This window comes from Rhodanobacter sp. Soil772 (assembly GCF_001428385.1).
In the GTDB taxonomy this organism is placed as follows: Bacteria; Pseudomonadota; Gammaproteobacteria; order Xanthomonadales; family Rhodanobacteraceae; genus Rhodanobacter.
Genome location: NZ_LMSK01000002.1, coordinates 335,694 through 356,475, shown reverse-complemented (window position 1 = coordinate 356,475; position 20,782 = coordinate 335,694). Strand labels below are relative to the sequence as shown.

The 20,782-nt window shown below is 68.0% G+C and carries 21 protein-coding genes; 14 read left to right on the top strand and 7 right to left on the bottom strand.

What is annotated here, in order from left to right; translation table 11 throughout:
* Window positions 1-164: 164 nt before the first annotated feature.
* From ASG75_RS08325 to rph, 5 genes are all read right to left on the bottom strand, one after another.
* The gene (locus ASG75_RS08325) at window positions 165-512 is read right to left on the bottom strand and encodes a PilZ domain-containing protein (protein WP_056387820.1); all 348 of its coding nucleotides are present in this window, start codon (window positions 510-512) and stop codon (window positions 165-167) included.
* Complete coding sequence (locus ASG75_RS08320; protein WP_056387817.1) at window positions 509-2,836, bottom strand: DUF1631 family protein; 2,328 nt, start codon at window positions 2,834-2,836, stop codon at window positions 509-511. Before ASG75_RS08320 ends, ASG75_RS08325 begins: the two co-directional genes overlap by 4 nt.
* Before the next feature lie 90 nt (window positions 2,837-2,926).
* Window positions 2,927-4,108: a radical SAM family heme chaperone HemW gene (hemW, locus tag ASG75_RS08315; protein WP_056387814.1), complete on the bottom strand. Its 1,182-nt coding sequence runs from the start codon at window positions 4,106-4,108 to the stop codon at window positions 2,927-2,929.
* Window positions 4,105-4,707, bottom strand: coding sequence for an RdgB/HAM1 family non-canonical purine NTP pyrophosphatase (gene rdgB / locus ASG75_RS08310; protein WP_056389172.1), 603 nt, complete (start codon window positions 4,705-4,707; stop codon window positions 4,105-4,107). Before rdgB ends, hemW begins: the two co-directional genes overlap by 4 nt.
* Window positions 4,708-4,746: 39 nt before the next feature.
* The gene (gene rph, locus ASG75_RS08305) at window positions 4,747-5,475 is read right to left on the bottom strand and encodes a ribonuclease PH (protein ID WP_056387812.1); all 729 of its coding nucleotides are present in this window, start codon (window positions 5,473-5,475) and stop codon (window positions 4,747-4,749) included.
* A gap of 92 nt (window positions 5,476-5,567) precedes the next feature.
* Here rph and ASG75_RS08300 point away from each other — a divergent pair, with 92 nt between their 5' ends.
* The 7 genes from ASG75_RS08300 to ASG75_RS08270 all read left to right on the top strand — a co-directional run bounded on the left by ASG75_RS08300 (window position 5,568) and on the right by ASG75_RS08270 (window position 10,761).
* Window positions 5,568-6,431: a YicC/YloC family endoribonuclease gene (locus tag ASG75_RS08300; protein WP_056387809.1), complete on the top strand. Its 864-nt coding sequence runs from the start codon at window positions 5,568-5,570 to the stop codon at window positions 6,429-6,431.
* Between the two features lie 84 nt (window positions 6,432-6,515).
* Window positions 6,516-7,139, top strand: coding sequence for a guanylate kinase (gene gmk / locus ASG75_RS08295; protein ID WP_056387807.1), 624 nt, complete (start codon window positions 6,516-6,518; stop codon window positions 7,137-7,139).
* A gap of 96 nt (window positions 7,140-7,235) precedes the next feature.
* A complete protein-coding gene (locus ASG75_RS08290; RefSeq protein ID WP_056387805.1) occupies window positions 7,236-8,072 on the top strand; it encodes an ATP-binding cassette domain-containing protein in 837 nt (278 codons plus the stop codon).
* Window positions 8,069-8,845 (top strand): lipid asymmetry maintenance ABC transporter permease subunit MlaE, encoded by a 777-nt coding sequence (gene mlaE, locus ASG75_RS08285; RefSeq protein ID WP_056387802.1) that lies wholly within the window; start codon window positions 8,069-8,071, stop codon window positions 8,843-8,845. Before ASG75_RS08290 ends, mlaE begins: the two co-directional genes overlap by 4 nt.
* Window positions 8,846-8,879: 34 nt before the next feature.
* Complete coding sequence (gene mlaD, locus ASG75_RS08280) at window positions 8,880-9,731, top strand: outer membrane lipid asymmetry maintenance protein MlaD (protein WP_056387799.1); 852 nt, start codon at window positions 8,880-8,882, stop codon at window positions 9,729-9,731.
* A gap of 50 nt (window positions 9,732-9,781) precedes the next feature.
* Window positions 9,782-10,456, top strand: coding sequence for an ABC transporter substrate-binding protein (locus tag ASG75_RS08275; protein ID WP_056387796.1), 675 nt, complete (start codon window positions 9,782-9,784; stop codon window positions 10,454-10,456).
* A complete protein-coding gene (locus ASG75_RS08270) occupies window positions 10,453-10,761 on the top strand; it encodes an STAS domain-containing protein (protein ID WP_056387792.1) in 309 nt (102 codons plus the stop codon). Before ASG75_RS08275 ends, ASG75_RS08270 begins: the two co-directional genes overlap by 4 nt.
* 68 nt (window positions 10,762-10,829) lie before the next feature.
* Here the strand turns inward: ASG75_RS08270 and ASG75_RS08265 are convergent, their stop codons facing one another.
* Entirely contained in the window at window positions 10,830-11,660 is an 831-nt protein-coding gene (locus ASG75_RS08265; RefSeq protein ID WP_056387790.1) for a VacJ family lipoprotein, read from the bottom strand.
* 197 nt (window positions 11,661-11,857) lie between these two features.
* Between ASG75_RS08265 and rpoZ the strand changes: the two genes are divergently transcribed.
* The 7 genes from rpoZ (at window position 11,858) to ASG75_RS08230 (ending at window position 20,008) form a co-directional block, all read left to right on the top strand.
* On the top strand, window positions 11,858-12,148 hold the full coding sequence (gene rpoZ / locus ASG75_RS08260) for a DNA-directed RNA polymerase subunit omega (RefSeq protein ID WP_007509529.1): 291 nt from the start codon (window positions 11,858-11,860) through the stop codon (window positions 12,146-12,148).
* Window positions 12,149-12,274: 126 nt separating this feature from the next.
* Window positions 12,275-14,440 carry a bifunctional (p)ppGpp synthetase/guanosine-3',5'-bis(diphosphate) 3'-pyrophosphohydrolase gene (locus ASG75_RS08255; protein WP_056387784.1) on the top strand — a complete coding sequence of 722 codons (2,166 nt, stop codon included), beginning with the start codon at window positions 12,275-12,277 and terminating at the stop codon, window positions 14,438-14,440.
* Window positions 14,441-14,543: 103 nt separating this feature from the next.
* Complete coding sequence (locus ASG75_RS08250; RefSeq protein WP_056387781.1) at window positions 14,544-14,927, top strand: RidA family protein; 384 nt, start codon at window positions 14,544-14,546, stop codon at window positions 14,925-14,927.
* Between the two features lie 82 nt (window positions 14,928-15,009).
* Window positions 15,010-17,124, top strand: coding sequence for an ATP-dependent DNA helicase RecG (gene recG / locus ASG75_RS08245; protein WP_056387778.1), 2,115 nt, complete (start codon window positions 15,010-15,012; stop codon window positions 17,122-17,124).
* A 51-nt stretch (window positions 17,125-17,175) separates the two neighbouring features.
* Window positions 17,176-18,111: a nucleoside hydrolase gene (locus ASG75_RS08240; RefSeq protein WP_056387775.1), complete on the top strand. Its 936-nt coding sequence runs from the start codon at window positions 17,176-17,178 to the stop codon at window positions 18,109-18,111.
* Window positions 18,112-18,182: 71 nt separating this feature from the next.
* Window positions 18,183-18,437 carry a type B 50S ribosomal protein L31 gene (locus ASG75_RS08235; protein ID WP_056387772.1) on the top strand — a complete coding sequence of 85 codons (255 nt, stop codon included), beginning with the start codon at window positions 18,183-18,185 and terminating at the stop codon, window positions 18,435-18,437.
* A gap of 275 nt (window positions 18,438-18,712) precedes the next feature.
* Window positions 18,713-20,008, top strand: coding sequence for a citrate synthase (locus tag ASG75_RS08230; RefSeq protein WP_056387769.1), 1,296 nt, complete (start codon window positions 18,713-18,715; stop codon window positions 20,006-20,008).
* A gap of 73 nt (window positions 20,009-20,081) precedes the next feature.
* On the opposite strand, the gene ASG75_RS08225 is transcribed toward ASG75_RS08230, so the two are convergent.
* On the bottom strand, window positions 20,082-20,753 hold the full coding sequence (locus ASG75_RS08225; RefSeq protein ID WP_056387767.1) for a hypothetical protein: 672 nt from the start codon (window positions 20,751-20,753) through the stop codon (window positions 20,082-20,084).
* Between the last annotated feature and the right edge of the window lie 29 nt (window positions 20,754-20,782).

The following is a 20,782-nucleotide window of genomic DNA, read 5'->3' as shown; positions in this document are numbered from 1 at the left end:
CGGCGGGCTGCCCTGCTGCCGGGTGGTCTGCGCGTGCCGCGATGGCCGGTAGTTGCTTGCGCGCAGGGCCGGTACAGCCCGTGGTGAACTGGGGGAAGGGAAAGCAGACGTGCATGATGACGCGCGTGTGCCGCGATCGCCAGTGAAACGCCTGCCGGCTGGCGTCAGTCCTGCGCCAGCCAGCCCTCGATCCGGGCGGCATCGGCGTCGGTGATCGCCACGATGCGGTAACCGGCCCAGATCTGTCCCGAACTGGCGGCGGACTCGTGCCACTGTTCCTGGATGCCGACCTCGATCGGCTGCGACTGGGCCAGCAGCCGGCCCGCGCCGGGCAGGATCATGCTGACCTGGTACAACGCCTCGCTGCGCGGCGCTTGCGCGCTGATCAGCAGCATGCCGGTGCTGGACAGGTTGCCCAGGTGGCCGATCGGCAGGCCGCTGATCACGTCGGTGACGATGGCGTTGGCGGATGCGCGCTTGCGTTCGGCGCGGCGCTGGTTGCTGGTGCTCATCGGCGGGCAGCCTCCGGCGGGGTGGAACGGTGCGGTTCGGCCGGCTGGCGCAGGCTGCCGGTGAGGCTGCGCCAGGCACGGTCAAGCAGACCCTCCGCCTGCGCCGGCACTTCGCACACGTGGCCGTTGGCCACTTCCTGGGCGAGTTGTGCCAGGGTCATTTCCTCGCCGCGCTGGCCGCGTCGGCTGACCAGCAGGCAGCGCCCGGACATCGGCGAATACCAGGCCAGCTTGCGCCGGGCGATCTGCCCGGTGCCCGGATCGATGAACTCGAACCAGCTGCCGAACGGCAGCTCGCGCAGGTGCTGCTCGATGCGCCGCGCGCGTGGGTCGACCGCCGCTGCTGCAGGCGCAGGCGCGGGCGCCGACGCCGTCGCCGTGGTCGGTGCAACTGCCGTTGTCGGTGACTGACTTGCGGCAGGCTCATGACTGGACTGCTGTTTGCCCAGGCGCTGGTGCTGCTTCAGGCGCAGCGCGAGATCGGTGGCGCTGGGCAGTTCCACGCCGGGGTCGGGCTTGCCCGCGCCGAGCAGCCGCTGCGCCACCTGCACCGCTTCTTCGGCGTGCATGCCGATCTGCTGCAGGCCGGATTCCACTTCCACCTGCAGTTGCAGGCGATCGTCCACCGGCAGGCGGCCGAGCAACTGGTCGGTGATCGCCAGTTGCGCACGGAACGGTTCGCTGTCCTCGCCATGCCGCAGCAGGGTCAGCGCCAGCACGTCGGACCAGGCGCGGTCGAGCAGGGTGCGCAGCAGGCCGCGCGGCGGCGATTGCATGAAACGTTCGGCCATCAGCTCGCTGGCGCGATGGCGCGCCTGGTCGAGCCGCTCGCGTCCCTGCGCCGCTTCCACGTGGCGCCGCTCGGCCGCCTGCGCCTTGCGCGTGAGCAAGGCCAGGTGATGTTCGATGTCGGCCAGCAGCGTGGTGTACAGGCCGGCGCTGGGTGGTTCCTGACTGGCGCGGTTGACCAGTTGCTCGAGCTTGGTCGCCAGCGGCCGGTTGCTCTCGTCGTCGCTGCCGTCGAGCCAGTCGTTCGCCGCCGCGGTCACCGTGTCCAGCAGCCGGCGCGCCGGGTGTTCGCGTTTCTCGAAGAAGCCGTGGTCGGCTACCGCCATGCGCAGCACCGGCAGTTGCAGGTCGCTGAGCAGGTTGCTGGCGTTGCCGCCATGCTGCAGCTGCTGGCCAAGCTGCTCGAACAATCGCACGACCAGTTCCACCGTGTCGCCCTGCTCGTCGCTGAGCTGGGTGCGTGGCGCGTCGCTGGGCTTGCCGGAGTTGAGCTGGGCCAGCAATTCCTCGCGCAGGCGGGCGGCGCTGCGCAGTTCGCGGCTGGCCTGGTCGGTGACCTGGGCCAGGTGCTGCTGCAGCGCGCCCAGCGCGGATTGCAGTTCCGGCTCGCTGGCGGCGCGGCCGATAGGCTGGCCGCCGCCGCTCTGGCCGGCGCGCTGCCGCGCCAGCAGGTCGCGCAGGGACTCCAGTACTTCGATGGAGCCGCTGGTGCCGGAACCGGCGCCTTGCGTCGTGGCGGTGCTGCCGGTCGCCGGCGCCGATTCGCTGGCCGGCTCGGAGCCGCTGGCGGCAGGACGCGGCCGTTTGCCGATGTGTCGCGGGACCGGAATGCTGCGCAACTGCGGCAGGATGCCGTCGCCTTGCAGGCGGGCGTTGATGGTGTCGTACAGCGGCGCCAGCGCCTGGATCACCCACTGGTCGAAATGTTGCAGCAGCAGCAGCTGGTGTTTCAGCGGCAGCTCGAGTTCGGCGCTGGCCGCACGGCATGTCTGCGCCAACACGTGCGGACCCAGCGGCAGTGCCTGGCCTTCCAGCGGCGGTGCGCCGACCAGCACCGCCAGCCGATGGCCCAGTTCGTGCAGCACGTTGCTGTGGCGCACTTCGCCACGGGCGCCCAACTGCTCCAGCGTCATCGACACTTCCTGCTCGCCGGGGTCGACCAGCTCCAGCGATTGCCACGGCTTTACGTCGGTGGCAGCCGTGGCCGGTCCGGTCGTGGCGCTGTCGATTTCGTTGAGCGCGCTGCCGAGACGTTCCATGAACTGTTGCGCGAAGGCGCTGCGGCCCTGCAGCACGCGTTGCCGGCTGGCGAAACAATCCTGCTGTTCGCCGGAGTGGTGCGCGCGCTCGGCCAGCGCGAAAAGCTGTTTCTCGAATTCACCCAGGCAGCGACGCAGGGGTTCCTGCAGCCCTTCCACGCACAGCGTGTAGCTGGATTCCAGCAGGCGTTGCGCGCGCGCGGGCCAGCGCGTGCTGCCGATGCGGCCGCCCTGGGGCGACGCAGACGAGTGACGTCGATCGTGTCCGACATCCATGCATGAACCTGTGAATTCCCCCGGAGCGGCAAGTCTATGCCGGTTGCCGCGGCTATGCCATCCGGGTGCTTGGCGCCGGGATGGCCGTTTTCAGTCGAGAAAAAGGCCGATCACGTCGTTAAGGAATCGCTGGCCCAGCGCGGTGGTATGCAGCCGTTGCGGGTCGTCGCGCAGCCAACCGCGCTGCCGCGCCGTCGCCAGTACAGCGGCAAGGCGTTCCGGTGGCAGCCCGGTGCGTTCGGCGAAGGCCGCCATCGGCACGCCGTCGATCAGGCGCAGCGCGTTCAACATGTACTCGAACGGCAGTTCGTGGGCGCCGACCACGTTGTCGCCGCCGATCCGCGCGGGGCCGCCGTTGGCTTCGAGGTAAGCGCGCGGACCGCGGGTTTTCCAGCGCCGGTGCACCTGACCGCTGGCGGCGTCGCTGAGCTTGCCGTGCGCGCCGGCGCCGATGCCGAGATAGTCGCCGAACTGCCAGTAGTTGAGGTTATGTGCGCAGCGCCGGCCGGGCTGCGCATAGGCGGAAATTTCGTACTGGCCGTAGCCGGCGGCGGCGAGACGCGCCTCGCAGGCCTCCTGCATCGCCCAGGCGTGGTCGTCGTCCGGCAGCGGCGGCGGGTTGGCGGCGAACGCGGTGTTCGGCTCCAGCGTGAGCTGGTAGTGCGAGATGTGCGTGGGCGCCAACGCGACCGCGCGTTCGACGTCGGCCAGTGCGCCGTCCAGGGTTTGCTGCGGCAGGGCGTACATCAGGTCCAGGTTGATGTTGCTGTAGCCGGCATCCTGCGCCGACTTCACCGCGGCTTCCGCTTCGTTCGCCGAGTGGATGCGGCCGAGCCGCTTCAGCTTGTCGTCGTCGAAGCTCTGCACGCCGAAGGAAATGCGGTTGACGCCGGCTGCCAGGTAGCCGTCGAAGCGGCCGTGCTCGACCGTGCCGGGATTGGTTTCCAGGGTGATCTCGGCATCGGCTTGCAGCGGCAGGCGCTCGCGCACGCCGTCGAGCAGGCGCGCGATCAGTTCCGGCGCGAACAGGCTGGGTGTGCCGCCACCGAAGAACACACTGATGACCGGCCGGCTGATTCCCGGGTGGCTTTCGAGCGCCGCGGCGAAGTCCGCGCGGTCGGCGTCGAGGTCGGCCAGCAGGTGGTCGATGTAGTCGGCGTACGGCGGCGGCTCGCTGCGCAGGCCGTGCGAATTGAAGTCGCAGTACGGGCACTTCTTCACGCACCACGGCATGTGGATGTACAGCGACAGCGGTGGCGCGATCAGGCTCATGCGCGGCGCAGTTCGCGCAACCGTTCGTGCAGCAGGGCCAGCGCCTGGCCGCGGTGGCTGAGGCGGTTCTTCAGCGCCGGTTCGAGTTCGGCGGCACTAAGCGCCTGGCCGTGCGGCAGGAACAGTGGGTCGTAGCCGAAACCCTTCTCGCCACGCGGCGCGTCGAGCACGCGGCCGTGCCAGCGGCCTTCGGCGACCAGCGGGGCCGGGTCGTCGGCGTCCTGCAGCAACGCCAGCGCGCAGATGAAGAACGCGTCGCGCTGCGCTACCGGCACGCCGTCCAGCGTGTGCAGCAACTTCGCGTTGTTCGCCGCGCTGTCGCCGTGACCGCCGGCATAGCGCGCCGAATACAGGCCGGGGGCGCCGCGCAGGTGCGCCACGCACAGGCCGGAGTCGTCGGCCAGCGCGGGCAGGCCGCTGGCGCGGGCGGCGTGGCGCGCCTTGAGCAAGGCGTTCTCGACGAAGCTGAGGCCGGTTTCCTCGGCGTCCGCGATGCCCAGACTCGATTGCGCAACCACCTCGAATCCGCTGTCGGCGAGCAACGCGTTGAACTCCGCGAGCTTGCCGCGGTTGCTGCTGGCCAGTACCACCCGTTGCATCATCTGTCGATTCCCGATTCCCGATTCCCGATTCCCGATTTACAGCGCCAGCGCCGCGCGTTGCGCCGCGACCAGTTCGCCGATGCCTTTCTCGGCCAGCGCCAGCAGCGCATCCATTTCGTCGCGGCGGAACGCGTGGCCTTCGGCGGTGCCCTGCACCTCGATGAAACCGCCGCCGTCGTTCATCACCACGTTCATGTCGGTATCGCAGCCGGAGTCCTCGATGTAATCCAGATCGAGCACCGGCACGCCCTGGTAGATGCCGACCGATACCGCGGCGACTGCGCCGACGATCGGGTTGCGCTTGAGGTTCTCGCGCTTCATCAGCAGGTTCACCGCGTCGACCAGGGCCACGTAGGCGCCGGTGATCGCCGCGGTGCGGGTGCCGCCGTCGGCCTGCAGCACGTCGCAGTCCAGCGTGATCACGCGCTCGCCCAGCGCCTGGCGGTTGACGCAGGCGCGCAGGGAACGGCCGATCAGCCGCTGGATCTCCATGGTGCGCCCGCCCTGGCCGCCGCGCGCGGCCTCGCGCTGCATGCGGGTGTTGGTGGCGCGCGGCAGCATGCCGTATTCGGCGGTGATCCAGCCCTCGCCCTTGCCGCGCAGCCAGGCCGGGGCGCGGTCCTCGATGCTGGCGGTGCACAGTACGCGGGTGTCGCCGAAGCTCACCAGCACCGAGCCTTCGGCGTGGCGGGTGTAGTGGCGTTCGATGCTGACGGTGCGCAGCTGGTCGCTGGCGCGGCCGCTGGGGCGGGTGACGGAATTCATGGGGCAGGTCCTGGGGGCGCTTGGCCGGATTGGGCAAGGCGGGACGGGAGAGTTTACCATTGCGCTCTTTCCCCACGTCCGGATACCTCCGCATGATCCGCAGCATGACGGCCTATGCCAGCGCCGAAGCCACCGGCCCCGCGGGCACGCTCAGCTGCGAGCTGCGCACGGTCAACCATCGTTATCTGGAGTTGAGCCCGCGCCTGCCCGATGAGCTGCGCGCGTTCGAGTCGCAGCTGCGCGAGCGGGTGGCGGCGAAGTTGTCGCGCGGCAAGCTGGATCTCACCGTGCGCCTGCGTGGCGGCGAGGCGCGCAGCGCGTCGCTGCAGGTCAACGAGACGCTGCTGACGCAACTGGCCGATCTGCATCTGGGGTTGACCTCGCGCTTCCCCGGCCTGCGTGTGGAACTCACCGAGCTGCTGCGCTTCCCCGGCGTGATGCAGCAGGCCGAAACCGACCCGGAAGCGCAGCAGGCCGCGCTGTTCGAGGTGCTCGATCGCGCGCTGGACGCACTCACCGCCACCCGCGAGCGCGAGGGCGAGACGCTGGGTGGGATCCTGCGCGACAAGCTGGACGCGATCGAACGCGTGGTCGCCGACGTGCGCGGCTGGATGCCGGAGATCCGCGCCGCGCTGCGCACCCGGCTGGAAACGCGGCTGGCCGACCTGAAGCAGCCGGTCGAACCGGGCCGGCTGGAACAGGAGCTGGTGCTGCAGATCACCCGCACCGACGTCGACGAGGAACTCGACCGGCTCAGCACGCACATCGGCGAGACGCGCCGCGTGCTGGGCCTGGCCGAGCCGGTCGGGCGCCGGCTGGATTTCCTGATGCAGGAATTCAACCGCGAGGCGAACACGCTGGGCTCGAAATCGGTCGACGCGCGCAGCACCAATGCCGCAGTCGAGCTGAAGGTACTGATCGAGCAGATGCGCGAACAGGTGCAGAACATCGAATGAAGACGATACGTTCCGCGCCAGCCGTGGCCCCTCACCCCAACCCTCTCCCGGTAGGGAGAGGGGGCAAACGAGCTTCGCATCTTTATGTCGATTGAAGCGGGCACGCTGTTCGTGGTCGCCGCGCCCTCCGGCGCCGGCAAGTCCACCCTGGTCAACGCGCTGCTCGAGCGCGAAAGCGCGATCTCGCTGTCGGTGTCGCACACCACGCGGCCGCCGCGGCCGGGCGAAACGTACGGGCGGCATTACTACTTCGTCGAACGCGCCGAGTTCGAGCGCGAGATCGCCGAGGGCATCTTTCTGGAACATGCCGAAGTGCACGGCAACCTGTACGGCACCTCGCGCACCGCCGTGCAGGAACTGCTGGCGCAGGGCCGCGACGTGCTGCTGGAGATCGACTGGCAGGGCGCCGAGCAGATCCGCCGCAGCAAGCCCGATTGCGTCAGCGTGTTCATCCTGCCGCCGTCGCGGGCGGAACTCGAGCGGCGCCTGCGCGGTCGTGGTTCGGACAGCGCAGAGGTGATCGAGCGCCGGCTGCGCAATTCGCGCGGCGAGATCGCCCACGCGCACGAGTTCGACTACATCCTGGTCAACGACGTGTTCGACGAGGCGCTGGCCGAGTTGCAGGCGATCGTGCGGGCGGTGCGCCTGCGCAGCGCGCTGCAATGGCAACGGCACGAGGCGCTGATCGACGAGTTGCTGGCCTCGTAGGAGCCCGCTGGCGGGCTCCTGCAGGAAAGTGCCTGTTGCGTGGCGTTGCCGGTGCGGTTCCATTACCTTGTACATCTTTGTGTGGCCGACGTTTCCATGACCCAGCCCGTGCGCCCGCCATCTGACGACACCACCTTGGTCAAGATCCGTGGCCTGACCACGGTACTCAACGGCAAGACCATCTTCAACGCGCTGGATCTGGACATCCCGCGCGGCAAGATCACCGCGATCATGGGCCCCAGCGGCACCGGCAAGACCACCTTGCTCAAGCACATCACCGGACAGATGCGTGCCGACGCCGGCGAGATCCGTGTCAATGGCGAGAACGTGGCCGAGCTGTCGCGCGAGCAGCTGTACAAGATGCGCGAGGGGATCGGCTACCTGTTCCAGAACTCGGCCCTGCTGACCGACTTCGACGTGTTCGAGAACGTGGCGTTTCCGCTGCGCCAGCACACGAAGTTGCCCGAGGTGCTGATCCGCGACCTGGTGCTGCTGAAGCTGCAGGCGGTGGGCTTGCGTGGCGCCGCGCGGCTGACTCCGAACGAACTGTCCGGCGGCATGGCGCGTCGCGTTGCGCTGGCGCGGGCGATCGTGTTCGACCCGATGCTGATCCTGTACGACGAGCCGTTCGTGGGGCTCGACCCGGTGGCGCTGAACCAGGTGCTGAAACTGATCCGCACGCTCAACCAGACGCTCGGCATCACCAGCGTGCTGGTGGCGCACGAGCTGGCCGCCGTGCAGCGGGTCGCCGACCATGTATTCCTGATCGCCAACGGCAAGGTGGTGGCGCAGGGCGACCCGAAGACCATCGCGAACGACGGCTCGGCGTGGACGCGGCAGTTCTTCGGCGGCGAAGCGGACGGCCCGGTGCCGTTCCAGTATCCGGCCGGCGATCTGGCGCAGGCATTGGGCTTTGCCGGAGCGGCGAAATGAACGTGCGCGAGCCGCAACGCAGCAACGTGGTGAGCCAGTCGCTGGCGCAGATCGGCGCCTGCGGCCTGTTCCTGCTGACCCTGCTGGCGGCGGTTCCGCGCAGCTTCCGCTACGTGCGCGAGACGATCCGCCAGCTGTGGTTCGTCGGCGCGATGAGCCTGACCATCATCATGGTCTGCGGCCTGTTCGTGGGCATGGTGCTGATGCTGCAGCTGTACCACGTGCTGTCGATCTTCGGCGGCACCTCGGCCAGCGGCATGGTGGTGGCATTGTCGGTGTACCGCGAGCTGGGGCCGGTGGTGACCGCGCTGCTGTTCGCCGGGCGCGCCGGCACCTCGATCACCGCCGAGATCGGACTGATGCGCGCGACCGACCAGATCGACGCGATGGAGATGATGGCGGTCGACCCGATCGCCTACGTCGCCACGCCGCGCTTCCTGGCCGGGCTGATCGCGATGCCGCTGCTGTGCTGCGTGTTCTGCGCGATGGCGGTGTTCGGCGGGCATCTGGTCGGGGTGACCTGGCTGGGCATCGACAACGGCACGTTCTGGTCGAACATGACCGCGGTGGTCGACGTGCGTACCGATATCGTCAACGGCGTGCTGCTGAAGAGCCTGGCGTTCGGCGCGGTGGTCTCGCTGATCGCGGTGTTCCAGGGCTTCACCACGCCGCCGACCAGCGAAGGCGTGGCCTATGCCACCACCCGTACCGTGGTCGCCTCGTCGATCGCGATCCTGGCGCTGGACTTTGTCCTCACCGCCTTCCTGATGTGACTGCCATGACCTATCGTTTTCCGAGGATTCTGCCGTGAGCCAACCGAGAAGTTCGTATGCCGTCGGCACCGGCCTGTTCATCGTGCTGGGCTTCGCCGCGCTGGCCTACCTGGCCACCCAGACCAGTTCGGTGGCGAACGTGCACCAGGGCGACAGCTACACCGTCGAGGCGCAATTCACCAACATCGGCCAGCTGAAGGAGCGCGCGCCGGTGAAGATCGCCGGCGTGCGCGTCGGCCAGGTGCAGTCGATCACGTTGAAGTCGGGCCACGACGTGGCCGACGTGAAGCTGTCGATCGACAAGAACTACGACCGCATCCCGCAGGATTCGGTGGCGACCATCTTCACCAGCGGCCTGCTCGGCGACCAGTACGTGGGCATCCAGTACGGCACCTCGAAGCAGTTCGTGGCGGCCGCTGGCACGCTGGCACGGACCAAGTCGACCGAGCCGCTGGAAGAGATGCTGGGCAAGTTCTTCGGCGCCGGCGGCGTGGTCGACAATGTCGGCGGCAGCTATACGGTGAGGGCGGGCTTCACCAATGTCGGCACGCTTTCGGCCGGTGCGCCGGTGAAGATGGCTGGCGTGGTGATCGGCAGCGTGCAGTCGGTGCATGCCGACCCGGTCAAGCTGAACGCCGAGGTCGTGCTGTCGATCGACAAGCGCTACGACGCGATTCCCGACGATTCGGCCGCCGCGGTGTTCACCAGCGGTTTGATCGGCAGCCAGTATGTTGCGATCCAGCCGGGCGGTTCGCCCGACTCGCTCAAGGACGGCGACGAGATGATCCTGACCCAGTCCGCGATGCAGCTGGAGGACCTGATCGGCAAGTTCCTGGTCAACGGTTCGCCCAGTGACAAGAAAGATGCCGGCAACGGCAGCAAATAGCCCGCTATCCCCACCGGCTCGCTGAGCCGGTTCTGCTGAAGGAGTTACCCATGTTGCGCAGACTGGCTCTTGCCACCGCCATCGCGTTTGGCACCGTCATCGCCGTTCCGGCGTTCGCCCAGGCGGATGCTGCTGCCCCGGCCGCCGCCCAGCAGGCTCCGGTAGCGGTCGTGCAGACCATCGCCGATCAGCTGGCCACGGCGATCGAAGGGCATCGCGACGAACTGAAGAAGAACCAGGAAAAGCTGATCAGCGTCATCGACGAGGTGTTCCTGCCGCACTTCGACATCGACTACGCCTCGATCCTGGTGCTCGGCCAGCATGCCCGCGAAGCCACCCCGGCGCAGCGCGAGCGCTTCGCACGGGCGTTCTACAACTCGATCACGCATCGTTACGCCGAGGGCCTGCTCAACTACACCCGCGGCCGGGTCAAGGTGTTGCCGTTCAAGGGCGACCTCAACGACAAGCGTACCGTCGTGCGCACCCAGGTGGTGCTGGACGACGGCAAGCTGGTGTCGATCGACTATGCGTTCCGCAAGGGCCGCAGCGGCGACTGGAAGGCCTACGACGTGATCATCGAGGGCATTTCCTATGTCACCAACTACCGCAACCAGGTGGACGCGGAAATCCGCAAGGTCGGCATCGACCAGTTGATCACCAACCTCGAGACCCAGGGCTCCAAGGCGCTGGAGACGATGGCCAAGGACAACAAGGACAAGCCGTGACGGATGCGGCCGCACAGGGTTTCCAGCTGGACACCGGCACGCCCGGTACCTTGGGCGTGCGCGGCGAGCTGAGCTTCGACACCGCGGCGGCGGCGTTGCAGGCGATCCAGTCCGCACTGGCCGGCGGCTCCGTGTCGCATCTTGATCTGGCCGGCGTGCGCCACAGCGACAGCGCCGGGCTCGCCTGCGTGCTGGCGGTTGCGGCCGAAGCTGCCCGGCGCGGACGGGCGTTGCAGGTCGTGCACATGCCGGCCGGCATGCAGGCGCTGGCGCAGGTGTGCGAGGTCGATCGCCTGATCGCTTGATCGCCTGCGGAACGCGGCAACGAAGAAGGGGCCTTGCGGCCCCTTCTTCGTGTCGGTTCGGTCCCCGCTTATGGTTGCCGGGTCGTCTTGTCCGGGTGCTTGTTTTCCCACTGGTGCTGCTGGTCCAGCAGTTCCTCGGGGTCGAAGTTCTGCTCGTCCAGGCCCTGCATCTGCTGGATGATCTCGACCGGCGGGTTGCCATCGTAGATCTTGTACAGGCGCTGCTGGCGGTACGCGTCGCGGATGAACACGTAGGGATCGTAGGCGGACTGCAGGAAGCCTTCCGCGTCGATCGCGCGCGAGCGGATCGTCACCAGGTACATCATCTGCGGCATGTACTGCAGGCCGTTGTAGTGGTGGTTGTTGGCGAACAGGGTCAGCGGATCGAAGAAGTAGCTGTCCACCGGCCGCTGCCAGATGTCGCGCACGGTGCTCGGGCCCAGGAACGGCAGCATCAGGTAGTCACCTTCCGGCGCGCCCCAGCGCGCCAGGGTGACGCCGAAGTCGTTGTCTTCCAGCGGCAGGCCGAGCTGGCTGGCCGGGTCGAAGAAGCCGCCGATGCCCAGGGTCAGGTTCACCAGGAAGCGGCCGGTGCTTTGCAGTGCCTGCTTCGGGCGCGCCTGCAGCAGATCGTTGGCGACCGTCACCGGCATGCGGATATTGGTGAAGAAGTCGCTGAACGAGCGGCGTACCGGCGGGTTGGTCACCTTGCGGTAACCCAGCGCGACCGGGCGGATCACCGCCTTGTCCATCGCGTCGTTGAATTTGTACGCGCCGCGGTTGTACTTCTCCAGCGGGTCGTCGGTGCGCGGCTTGGCGATGGTGCAGCCGGCCAGCAACACGATCGCAAGCACGGGCAACCAGCGGCTCAACAAGGGAAATCGAAGCGGTGAGGGCATCGGTGCGGGGGTTCGCGTCGGGAGGCAGTAAGTGTACTGTCTGGTTTTATATCTTGCACGGCTTTCAGCCCGCTTCCATGGAAAGCGCGCCGGTCCGTGGCCAGCCCGCCATGATACGCGTCGCGCGCATTGCCAGCAAAGCACCCGCTGGCTACACTGTCAGACCATATAAGTCATTTATTCCCTAAGGATTTCGCATGGCACGCATTACCGTGGAAGACTGCCTTGAGGTGGTCGACAACCGTTTCGAACTGGTGTTGATGGCGACCAAGCGCGCGCGCCAGCTGGAGAAGGGCGCCGAGCCGGCCGTCAATCCCGATCATGACAAGCCGACCGTGCTGGCGCTGCGCGAGATCGCCGCCCGCCGCATCGACCAGGCCACGATCGACCAGATCGACAAGGCCGAGCGCGAGCGCGCCGAGCGCGAGGCGCTGGAGTGGGCCGCAGCCGAGGTCGACGACGACCTGTCCAAGGGCGGCGACGACTGATGGACGGCGGCTGCTGTAGCAGGCATGCCCGTCGCACCGGTGCGTCCGGTGCGATGGCCTGCATGCGCCCGGCAGCCATTGTCAGTTCCTGTCGCGAGGTGGGCGCCTGACCAGGCGCCGGCACCAATGACTGCGGCCACCCATCCCGCCACGGTCGACCTGTCCGCGCTGCCGCCATATGTGCTGGCACTGAAAGAACGCATTGCCTACCTGCCCGAGGCGCAGGTCGAACGCGTGCTGCGCGCGTTCCAGATCGGCGCGCAGGCGCATGCCGGGCAGGAGCGCAAGAGCGGCGAACCGTACATCACCCATCCGGTGGCGGTGGCCGGCATCCTGGCCGAGCTGGGCCTGGATGCCGAGACGATCATCGCGGCGATCCTGCACGATACCCTGGAAGACACCGAGCTCAGCCGCGAGATTCTGGCCGCCGAGTTCGGCGAGGTGGTGGCCGAGCTGGTCGACGGCGTCACCAAGCTGGACAAGATGCGCTTCGGCAGCCGCCAGGAAGCCGACGCGGAAAGTTTCCGCAAGATGCTGCTGGCGATGGCGCGCGACATCCGCGTGATCCTGATCAAACTGGCCGACCGCCTGCACAACATGCGCACGCTCGGCGCCAAGGATGCGCCCTCGCGCCGCCGCATCGCGCGCGAGACGCTGGAGATCTACGCGCCGATCGCGCAGCGCCTGGGCATGAACAAGTTCAAGGCGGAGCTGCAGGACCTGGGCTTCCGCACGCTGTACCCGGACCGCTACCGGGTGATCAGCGAGCGCATCCGCGCCGCGCTGGGCAACCGGCGCGAGGCGATGGGCAAGATCGAGGCGGCGCTGTCCGCGCGACTGACCGCCGACCACCTGCCGGCCCGCGTGGTCGGGCGGATCAAGTCGCCGTGGAGCATCTATTCGAAGATGCGCGGCGATCACAAGAGCTTCGCCCAGCTGATGGACGTGTACGGCTTCCGCGTGGTCGTCGACAGCGCGATGAGCTGCTACATGGCGCTCGGCGTGGTGCACGCGCTGTACAAGCCGGTCGATCGGCGCTTCAAGGATTTCATCGCGATTCCCAAGGCGAACGGCTACCAGTCGCTGCACACCGTGCTGCTGGGCCCGTTCGGTGCGCCGATCGAGGTGCAGATCCGCACCGCCGAGATGGACTCGGTGGCCGAACGCGGCGTCGCCGCGCACTGGGCCTACAAGACCGATTCGGGCCCGGCCAACAGCGCGCAGGCACGGGCGCGCGAGTGGCTGTCGTCGCTGGTCGACAGCTCGGCGAGCACGGTGTCGTCGTCGGAGTTCATCGAAAACGTCAAGATCGACCTGTTCCCCGACGAGGTCTACCTGTTCACCCCGCGCGGCGACATCCTGTCGCTGCCGCGCAACGCCACCGCGCTGGACTTCGCCTACGCCGTGCACACCGACGTGGGCGACCATGCGGTGGCCGCGCGGGTCGACAAGAAGCTGTTGCCGCTGCGCGCCAAGCTGGAGTCGGGCCAACTGGTGGAGATCATCACCGCGCCGTCGGCGGTGCCGAACCCGGCCTGGCTGGAAGTGGTGGTCACCGGCAAGGCGCGCACCGCGATCCGCCAGTACCTGAAACACCTGCAGCACGAGGACGCGGTCGACTTCGGCCACCGCATGCTCGACCGCGCGCTGGACGCGCAGGGCAGCAGCCTGGACGGCATTCCGCCGGCGGTGCTGGACCGCTTCCTGGAAACCTCCAAGCTGAAGCGGCTGGAGGAACTGCTGTCCGACATCGCGCTGGGCAACCGCATGCCCGACGTGGTCGCCAGCCAACTGCTGGCCTCGCGCGGCAAGAAGGCGGGCAAGCCGCAGGTGTCGGCGCATGCGCACGAGAAGATCCGCATCACCGGCGCCGAGCGCGGCGTGCTCAGCTTCGCCAACTGCTGCCATCCGCTGCCGGGCGACGACATCATCGGTTACCTGTCCTCGGGCAAGGGCATCGTGGTGCATCGCGAGGAGTGCCCGAACGTCGCCGAGCTGCGCAAGTCGCCCGAGCGTTGCGTGGCGATCGAATGGGATCGCGACGTGCAGGGCGACTACCGCGCCGAGCTGCGCATCGAAGTGATCAACCGCCCCGGCGTGCTGGCCACCGTGGCCGCCGCGATCGCCGCCGCCGACTCGAACATCGAGAACGTGGAATACGTCGAGCGCGATGCCGCCGCCGCGACCTTGCTGTTCGCGATGGAAGTGAAGAGCCGCAAGCACCTGGCCGACGTGATCCGCCGCGTGCGCCGCACCGGCGTGGTCAGCGGGGCCTACCGCTATCCTTTGTGATTCGGGATTGAGGATTCGTGCGGGGTCTCGACGCGCCGGAATGTGTGCACGGGAGTCGCGACACGGTAATCTTCCCGAATCCCGAATCCCAACGAGGCCATCCATGTCCCGCAGCATCATCTCCACCGAGCAGGCACCGGCCGCGATCGGCCCGTATTCGCAGGCTGTGCGTGCCGGCAACACCGTGTACTTCTCTGGGCAGATTCCGCTCGACCCGGCCACGGGCGCGCTGGTCGATGGCGACATCACCGCGCAGACGCGGCGGGTGTTCGACAATCTCACCGCGGTGGCCGCAGCGGCCGGTGGCTCGCTGGCGCAGATCGTGCGCGTCGGCATCTACGTCACCGACCTGGCGAATTTCGCCGCGGTCAACGCGGTGATGGCCGAATACTTCCAGCAGCCGTACCCGGCGCGCTCCACCATTGAAGTCTCCGGCCTGCCGAAGGCGGCGCAGGTCGAAGTTGACGCGGTGATGGTGCTGGACTGAGTCGCGTCGGCGCCCCGCGCCGACAACCGGCGTCGGCGTCAGGCTTACGACAAGAGACGGTGCTCGGTTAGGCTTGCAGGTCATGGCCACCCGCATCGTCCGTCCTGCTCCCGCTATCGGTACTGACCCGGGCATCACGCCTGTCGGTGCACTGCCGGGCGTCGGCCCGGCGCTGGTCGCGTCGCTGGCTCGGCTCGGGCTGGAGCGGGTGCAGGATCTGTGGTTCCATCTGCCGCTGCGCTACGAGGACAAGACCCGGATCACCGCGATCGCCGACCTGCGGGTAGGCGAGCGGGCACAGGTCGAAGGCGTGGTCGAGGCGGTCGAGCGCGGCTTTCGCTATCGGCCGCAATTGAAAGTGGCGATCGGCGACGCCAGCCGACAGACTCTGTTGCTGCGCTTCTTCCACTTCAACCGGGCGCAGGCCGAGCAGTTGCTGCCGGGGACGCGACTGCTCTGCTACGGCGAAGTGCGCCATGGCGCGCAGGGCCTGGAGATGGTGCACCCGAACTACCAGCGTCTGAGCGGGGAAGCGGCGGCCACGGTCGACGAGTTGCTCAGTCCGGTCTATCCGACCACCGAGGGACTGGGTCCGAAACGGCTGGCCGGAGTGATCGGCAAGGCGCTGGCGCTGCTGCCGCCGGCCGCGCAACTGGAGCTGATCCCGCCCGAGCTGTGCGCCCGGCACGGCCTCACTTCACTGCGTGACGCGCTGCTGTACGTGCATCGGCCGCCGCCGGACGCGCATCTGGGCCAGCTCATGCTGGGCCAGCACCCGGCGCAGCAGCGGCTGGCGTTCGAGGAATTGCTGACCCAGCACCTCAGCCTCAAGCGCATGCGCGCGGCGGTACGGCGTCGGCGCGCGCCCAGGCTCACGGGCGCCGACGGGCTGCAGCGGCGAATGCTCGAGCGGTTGCCGTTCCGGCTCACCGCGGCGCAGCAGCGTGTCGGCGACGAAGTCGCGCGCGACCTGGTGCGGCCGCAGCCGATGCTGCGGCTGGTGCAGGGTGACGTCGGCAGCGGCAAGACCGTGGTCGCGGCGCTGGCGGCACTGACGGCGGTGGAGTCGGGCTACCAGGTTGCCCTGATGGCGCCGACCGAACTGCTGGCCGAACAACACCTGCACAATTTCCGGCACTGGTTGCAGCCGCTCGGCGTCGAAGTGGAGTGGCTGGCCGGCAAGGTCACCGGCAAGGCGCGCAAGCAGGCGCTGGCGCGGGTGGCCGAGGGCGCGCCGGTGGTCATCGGCACGCATGCGCTGATGCAGGAAGGCGTGGCGTTTGCGCGGCTCGGCCTGGTGATCGTCGACGAGCAGCACCGCTTCGGCGTGCAGCAGCGCCTGTCCCTGCGCGACAAGGGCAAGGATGGCGAGCTGGTGCCGCACCAGTTGGTGCTGACCGCCACGCCGATCCCGCGCACGCTGGCGATGAGCGCGTACGCCGACCTCGACGTCTCGTCGATCGACGAACTGCCGCCCGGGCGCACCCCGGTGCAGACCATCGCGATCTCGAACGCGCGGCGGATCGAGGTGATCGAGCGCATCCACGCCGCCTGCGGCGAAGGACGCCAGGTGTACTGGGTATGCACGCTGATCGAGGAATCCGAGCAGCTGCGCGCGCAGGCGGCCGAAGTGGCGCACGCGGAACTTTCCGCGGCGCTGGCCGGCTTCAAGGTCGGCCTGATCCACGGACGCATGAAGCCGAAGGAAAAGCAGGCGGTGATGGACGCGTTCAAATCCGGCGCGCTGGCCGTGCTGGTGGCGACCACGGTGATCGAAGTCGGCGTGGACGTGCCGAACGCCAGCCTGATGGTGATCGAGAACAGCGAGCGGCTGGGACTGGCCCAGTTGCATCAGTTGCGCGGCCGGGTCGGTCGCGGCGCGGTGGCCTCCAATTGCGTGCTGCTGTACCAGCCGCCGCTGGGCCAGCTGGCGCGCGAGCGGCTGCAGGTGATGCGCGACACCAATGACGGTTTCCGCATCGCGGAGAAGGATCTCGAACTGCGCGGTCCGGGCGAGGTGCTGGGTACCCGCCAGACCGGTCAGCTCAGCTTCCGCATCGCCGACCTCACCCGCGACGCGCACTTGTTGCCGGCGGTGCAGCAGGTCGGCGAACACATGCTGGCCGAACACCCGCGGCAGACCGCGCAGCTGATCGAACGCTGGATCGGCGGCGCCGCGCGCTACGCGCATGCGTGATGGCCGGCGCCCATCGAATACACTGAGCGGCTAAACCATGACGACGCGCCCATGAGCAAACCGCAACTCCTGATCGATACCGACCCCGGCGTGGACGACGCACTGGCCATCCTGATGGCTTACGCGCATGCCGACATCGCCGGCCTCAGCATCGCTGCCGGCAACGTGGGCCTCGGCCATACTGTGCGCAACGCGCGCACCCTGGTCGACCTGGCCGGTGCGGCCACGCCGGTGTTTGCCGGCTGCGCCGCGCCGCTGGTGCGCGCGCCGGACGAAGACGCCGCGTTCGTGCACGGCGAGGACGGTTTCGGCGATATCGGTTTCCCCGAGCCGGCTGCCGCGCTGGCTGACGAACCGGCCGCGCTGGCCCTGCTGCGGCTGACCCGCGAGCGGCCGGGCGAGCTGACCCTGGTGGCGCTGGGCCCGTTGACCAACCTGGCGCTGGCGTTGCGGCTCGATCCGACGTTGCCCGAGCGGGTGGCGCGGCTGGTGGTGATGGGCGGCGCGGTCACCGGCCGCGGCAATACCGGCAGAGTACCGGCCGAATTCAACATCGGCTTCGACCCGGAAGCGGCGCACGTGGTGTTCGAGGCATTCCCCGCGTTCGACTTGGTCGACTGGGAAGCCACCTTGCGGCATGCCTTCGACGATGCTGAGTTCGACGGCTGGCTGGCCGCCGGCGATCGGCGCGCGGACTTCTTCGGCAAGATCGTGACCACGGCGCGCCGCTACAACACGAAGCACGACCGCCACGGACTGGTGGCAGCCGACGCGCTGGCGATGGCGGTGGCGCTCGACCCTTCGATCGTCACCCGGTGCGAGACCCGGGCGGTGGCGGTGGAACTGGACGGCCGCCTGACCCGTGGTGCCACCGTGGTCGACTGGGATGCGCGGCTGGGCCAGCCGGCCCGGGCGAACATCGTGCTGGAGGTGGACCAGGCCCGTTTTGCCGCGATGGTGCAGCGTGCGCTGGGCGTGCCGGTCTGAGCGCAGACTTGCAGGGGTGGCCGGTTCCTCGTTATAATGCCGCTCTTTTCACCACCGCTTTAGAGCCTGCCATGAAGCCTGATATCCATCCGAACTACAACCCGGTGGTGTTCCAGGACCTGTCGTCCGACTTCGCGTTCCTGACCAAGTCGACCATGTCCAGCAAGGAAACCATCAAGTGGGAAGACGGCAGTGAGTACCCGCTGATCAAGGTGGATATCTCCAGCCATTCGCACCCGTTCTACACCGGCAAGCAGAAGACGCTGGACGTCGGCGGCCGCGTCGACAAGTTCCGTCGCCGCTACGCGGGTTCCGTCAAGGAATAAGTGACGGCGGCAGCCGGCGCCTGGCGCCGGCTGCGCAGATCCGATTCAAGACACGGGGCAGGCGCAGGCTTGCCCCGTGTCTTTTCGTGCCCGGCATTCGACCATTCGCCATCGAATGCAAACGGGACCTTGTGCGATAATGGTCGGTGAACTGACGTCACCGCGTCCGTTGCATCGCGTGCTTTCCCCGGCACGCCATGCCCAGGCATTCCTTCGCCGGCCGGCGCCGCCATCGCGGTTGCCGGTGGCGACGACCCACATGTAAGGAGGTTTCCGTGTCCGATCCCAAGACCGTCAAGCTGGTGGATGAGTCGAGCAACCGCAGCAGCGAACTGCCGCTGGTCAGCGGCACGCTCGGTCCGGCGTGCATCGACATCGCCACGCTGTACAAGGACACCGGTCACTTCACCTACGACCCCGGCTACGGCTCGACCGCCAGCACCAAGAGCGCGATCACCTATATCGACGGCGACCAGGGCGTGCTGCTGTACCGCGGCTATCCGATCGAGCAGCTGGCGGAGAACTCCAGCTTCCTCGAAGTGGCCTACCTGCTGCTCAACGGCGAGCTGCCGAAGCCGGCCGAGTTCACCACGTTCGAGCACGACGTCGCGCATCACACGATGCTGCACGAATCGCTGAAGAACTTCTTCCAGGGCTTCCACCACGATGCGCATCCGATGGCGATGCTGGCCGCCGCGGTGGCCTCGCTGTCGGCGTTCTACCACGACGACCTCAACGTCGACGACCCGGCCGACCGCAAGCTCGCCGCGATTCGCCTGATCGCCAAGATGCCGACGATCGCCGCCGCCTGCTACCGCTACTCGATCGGCTGGCCGATGCGCTATCCGCGCAACAACCTGGAATATGTGGACCGCTTCCTGCACATGATGTTCGAGGTGCCGAGCGAACCGCTGCAGATGAGCCCGGTCGCGGCCAAGGCGCTGGACCTGTTGTTCATCCTGCACGCTGACCACGAACAGAACGCTTCCACCTCGACCGTGCGTCTGGTTGGCTCCACCGGTGCGAACCCGTACGCGTCGATCGCCGCCGGCATCACCGCGCTGTGGGGCCCCGCGCATGGCGGCGCCAACGAGGCCGTACTCAAGCAGCTGCAGGAGATCGGCACGCCGGACAACGTCGAGTCGGCGATCCTGCGCGCGAAGGACAAGAACGACAGCTTCCGCCTGATGGGCTTCGGTCATCGCGTGTACAAGAACTTCGACCCGCGCGCGAAGATCATCCGCGAGATGTGCCACAAGGTGCTGGCCGAACTGGGCGTCAATGACCCGTTGCTGGACGTGGCGATGAAGCTGGAAGAAGCGGCGCTGAAGGACGAGTACTTCGTCGAACGCAAGCTGTACCCGAACGTCGACTTCTACTCCGGCATCATCTACAAGGCGCTGGGCATTCCCACCGAGATGTTCACCGTGATGTTCGCGATCGCGCGCACGGCTGGCTGGATCGCGCACTGGATCGAACAGCACGAAACGCCCGGATCGCGCATCGGCCGCCCGCGCCAGGTCTATACCGGTGCCGACGTACGCGACTACGTGGCGACCGCGAAACGCTGATCGCGGCATCCCGCTGGAATACCAAAAGCCCCGGCCATGGCCGGGGCTTTTGGTATGGGAAGACGGCCTGGGCTCAGCGCAACGCCGCGCCCAGACGTTGTTCGAACGCCTCGTCGGCGTCTTCGTCCAGCAGCATTTCCACCTGGACCAGCGAGGCGCGCCGCATCGGCCGGTCGTCGGCGCGGTCCAGCGGGGCCTGGCGCAGCGCGTCGCGCGGCAGCACGGTGAGGTCGAACGGCAGCTCGTCGGCGGCGAACAGCAGCACCGGGTATTCGGGCTGCTCGTCGCGGCCGTAGCGCAGCCGGCGCACCTGGGTTTCGATCGGCACGCCGTGTTCGCGCAGGTACAGCACGACCGCCTCCGGGTCGTCGCTGTACACGTGCAGGCAGACCGCCGAATGCGCGTCGGCGGTGCCCTCGAGCACGGCGCCGACCAGGCGCGGTTCGAACGCGGCGAGGAAACGCATCGCCTCGACCGCCGCCTCGCGCCGCTGCCGCAGCAATTGCGGCTGGCTGTCGGCGAGGAACAGGCGCTGGTGCTCGCGCAGCGCCTGCTCGACCTCCAGATTGCGCGGCAGTGCCTGCGTGTCGAGGATGCCCAGTCGCTCGGCCGCCTTCAGCTTGGCGTGGTGGAAGTCGCGGATGCCGTGCTCGCTCATCAGTCGCGCGGCTTCCTGGGCAACCCGCAAGCGGTTGCGTTGCAGGCGATCGTGCGCGTGGATGCGGTGGTGTTCGCCTCGGGACATGGCGGGCTCCTCATCGATCGGTAACCGGC

Excerpts from the sequence above, each read along its gene's own strand:
- mlaE (WP_056387802.1), top strand. The coding sequence starts at position 8,069 with ATGAACGTGCGCGAGCCGCAACGCAGCAACGTGGTGAGCCAGTCGCTG.
- ASG75_RS08290 (WP_056387805.1), top strand. The coding sequence starts at position 7,236 with ATGACCCAGCCCGTGCGCCCGCCATCTGACGACACCACCTTGGTCAAG.
- ASG75_RS08250 (WP_056387781.1), top strand. The coding sequence starts at position 14,544 with ATGTCCCGCAGCATCATCTCCACCGAGCAGGCACCGGCCGCGATCGGC.
- ASG75_RS08240 (WP_056387775.1), top strand. The coding sequence starts at position 17,176 with ATGAGCAAACCGCAACTCCTGATCGATACCGACCCCGGCGTGGACGAC.
- rdgB (WP_056389172.1), bottom strand. The coding sequence starts at position 4,707 with ATGCAACGGGTGGTACTGGCCAGCAGCAACCGCGGCAAGCTCGCGGAG.
- ASG75_RS08300 (WP_056387809.1), top strand. The coding sequence starts at position 5,568 with ATGATCCGCAGCATGACGGCCTATGCCAGCGCCGAAGCCACCGGCCCC.
- gmk (WP_056387807.1), top strand. The coding sequence starts at position 6,516 with ATGTCGATTGAAGCGGGCACGCTGTTCGTGGTCGCCGCGCCCTCCGGC.
- ASG75_RS08225 (WP_056387767.1), bottom strand. The coding sequence starts at position 20,753 with ATGTCCCGAGGCGAACACCACCGCATCCACGCGCACGATCGCCTGCAA.
- recG (WP_056387778.1), top strand. The coding sequence starts at position 15,010 with ATGGCCACCCGCATCGTCCGTCCTGCTCCCGCTATCGGTACTGACCCG.
- rph (WP_056387812.1), bottom strand. The coding sequence starts at position 5,475 with ATGAATTCCGTCACCCGCCCCAGCGGCCGCGCCAGCGACCAGCTGCGC.
- hemW (WP_056387814.1), bottom strand. The coding sequence starts at position 4,108 with ATGAGCCTGATCGCGCCACCGCTGTCGCTGTACATCCACATGCCGTGG.
- ASG75_RS08320 (WP_056387817.1), bottom strand. The coding sequence starts at position 2,836 with ATGGATGTCGGACACGATCGACGTCACTCGTCTGCGTCGCCCCAGGGC.
- ASG75_RS08265 (WP_056387790.1), bottom strand. The coding sequence starts at position 11,660 with ATGCCCTCACCGCTTCGATTTCCCTTGTTGAGCCGCTGGTTGCCCGTG.
- ASG75_RS08235 (WP_056387772.1), top strand. The coding sequence starts at position 18,183 with ATGAAGCCTGATATCCATCCGAACTACAACCCGGTGGTGTTCCAGGAC.
- ASG75_RS08275 (WP_056387796.1), top strand. The coding sequence starts at position 9,782 with ATGTTGCGCAGACTGGCTCTTGCCACCGCCATCGCGTTTGGCACCGTC.
- rpoZ (WP_007509529.1), top strand. The coding sequence starts at position 11,858 with ATGGCACGCATTACCGTGGAAGACTGCCTTGAGGTGGTCGACAACCGT.
- ASG75_RS08255 (WP_056387784.1), top strand. The coding sequence starts at position 12,275 with ATGACTGCGGCCACCCATCCCGCCACGGTCGACCTGTCCGCGCTGCCG.
- ASG75_RS08325 (WP_056387820.1), bottom strand. The coding sequence starts at position 512 with ATGAGCACCAGCAACCAGCGCCGCGCCGAACGCAAGCGCGCATCCGCC.